Raw genomic sequence first — 2,412 nt, 5'->3', positions numbered from 1 at the left:
GCATAGAGTCAAGCCTCCCTTCCGGAGGCATGACCCCATGACCACCCTGAGCCAAGCAGTGCGCCGCGCGATACTCACCAGGCAACTGCGGGCAGGCCACGCCCGCCACGACAATTTCCCCCCTATCCTGCCCGCGCCCAAAATTCCCGCTGTGCTGGTGCACAACGGCCTGAACAAGAACGACCTGCACGACCCCACGGTGCCCGTGCTGGTGCAGGTCATCGTACCGATGGGCTGGGGCGTCGGCGACTACGTGAACCTGTACTGGAATGACGTTGCGGTCGCCACCCAGGTCATCAGTGCCGATGATCGCGAACTGGCCCAGACCAACGTCCGCGTCCTGCCCGCCCATATTCCCGAAGGCGTCACCCGCGTGCACTACCACCACTTCGGCCTGGTGGGCGAAGGTGAGACCGCATCCATCGAGCACGCCCCCTTCCTGGTCAAACGCACCGTGCCCGGCAACCCCGACCCGAACCCGAACACGCCGTACATCAACGAAAACCTCAGCCCCCTCACGGGCATCCCCGAGTCGCTCCCCGCCACCGGCGGGCCCCTGACCTTGGGTATTGCGCGTTACGAGAACATTGCCGCCGACGACGTGATCACCATCTACTGGAGCGGTGTACCGGTGACCCGGACCGTCAGCCAGGAAGAAGCCACTGGCAGCGGCGCCCTGAGCGTGGTGATCAGTGCCGAAATCATCAGGAACAACCCAGGCCTGAACCTGGCGGTCACCTACGACATTCGCGACACCGTCAAGAACTGGTCGCTGTTCAGCGAAACCCAGCGCACCGACGTCGAATCGGCCGCGGCGCTGCATGTGCCCACGGTGCGTGACGCCGATGACTTCGACGTGCTGGACGTGGACGAACTGGCCGGTGGCGACGTCGCCATCCAGATCCCGGTCAACGGCAACCTGGACATTCCTTCCACCGGCACCCTGACCTGGACCGGCCAGCCGGTGCTGGGGCCAAGGCTGACCTACACCCTGCCCTTTTCAATCACCCAGGCCAGCACCCGGCTGACCCTGTGGGTACCCCATATTCAGGCCGCCGCCCTGGTGGGCAGCACCGCCACCGTCTATTACGACGGCGTGCGCAGCGCCACCCCCGGGCGCTCGGCACGCGCCAGCGTCAGCCTGGTCGGCCAACCCGTGGAACTGGCCGAACCGACCCTGACCGGCGTCAGCGGTGGCACCTACAACCCGGACTTGATCACCGGCACCCACCAGGAAGTGCTGGTGCCCGCCTACAGCTTCATGGCCGTGGACCAGAGCGTGACCCTGATCTGGGAAGGCACCACGGCCAGTGGCGGCAGCGTCTATCAGACCCAGACCGTGCCGATCCAGCAACCTGCCCAGGTCGGCCGCCCGGTCAGCTTCCTGATCGAGAAAATCTACGCCACCACCCTGGCCGGTGGTTCACTGCGGGTCAGCTACACGGTGGTTGCCCAAGGCCAGGAATACCGCTCGCAAGTCCTCGAATTGACCGTCAGCGGCCAGGTCAACACCCTGCCCGCCCCCGAGACCATTCCCGTGTTCGCCAATGGCAACGTCGACCCGGGCCAGGTGGGCGCCACCCTGCAAGTGGTGGTAAAGGCCAATGGTTTACTGCTGCCCGGCGACCAGGTCACCGTGCACTGGCATGGCAACCCTGATGCCAGCACCAACCCGACCAACAGCTTCCCGGCCACGGGCGACTTGTCGGTGATCATCGCCAAGGACCCGTTCGTGCTGGGCAATGCCGGCGGCCTGGTAGACGTGTGGTACGACGTGCGCCGCAACGGCGTGCCCTTCGGCAGCTCGCGGGTATTGACCTTGAATATCGGCGACGCGGGCGCGCAACCCTGGCCAGCGCCTGTGGTGACGGATGCCACGGGCAGTGTGGCCAACCCCCTGAACCCCATCCGGCCCAGTACCGGCAACACCGAAAACACCGCCACGGTGGTCTTGAGCGACCCGCGGCTGGCCCTGGGGGACGTGGTCGCTACAGTGTGGCGCTACCCGGACGGCACCAACCCGAGCATCCCCTACGGGCTGGTGACCACAGCAGGCCAGGTACAGATGGCCGTACCGCGGGAGGTGCTCGCGGCCAGCGTGGGCAGGACGATTGAAGTGGTGTGCGTGGTGTTCCGTGCCAATGCGCCGGTCGGTACGTCACAGACATTGAACCTGGTGGTGTCGTCGATACCGCAGAGCGCGCTGCCGACCCCGGCGATTACTGAGGCACAAGGCAACGAGCTAGATGTGTCACGGCTGACGGCCAACGCCACGGCGACGGTCGCGGCGTGGCCGCTGATCGCCACGGCGCAGTTTTACTGGCTGGAGGCCCGGGGCACCCTGGCCAACAACAGCCCCACGGTGATCCCCGTGGCCAGCAATGTGCAGGTGAGCAACCTGAACGGTGTCAG

The 2,412-nt window shown here is 65.9% G+C and carries 1 protein-coding gene; it reads left to right on the top strand.

What is annotated here, in order from left to right; genetic code table 11:
* Positions 1-37 precede the first annotated feature (37 nt).
* A partial coding sequence (locus tag QBK88_RS30625) for a hypothetical protein (protein WP_277965036.1) occupies positions 38-2,412 on the top strand: 2,375 nt, incomplete at its 3' end.

It is taken from the genome of Pseudomonas sp. RIT-To-2, from assembly GCF_029623465.1.
GTDB lineage: Bacteria > Pseudomonadota > Gammaproteobacteria > Pseudomonadales > Pseudomonadaceae > Aquipseudomonas > Aquipseudomonas silvicola.
Note: the sequence above shows the minus strand (reverse complement) of the source record. Positions and strands in the feature narration are given on the sequence as shown.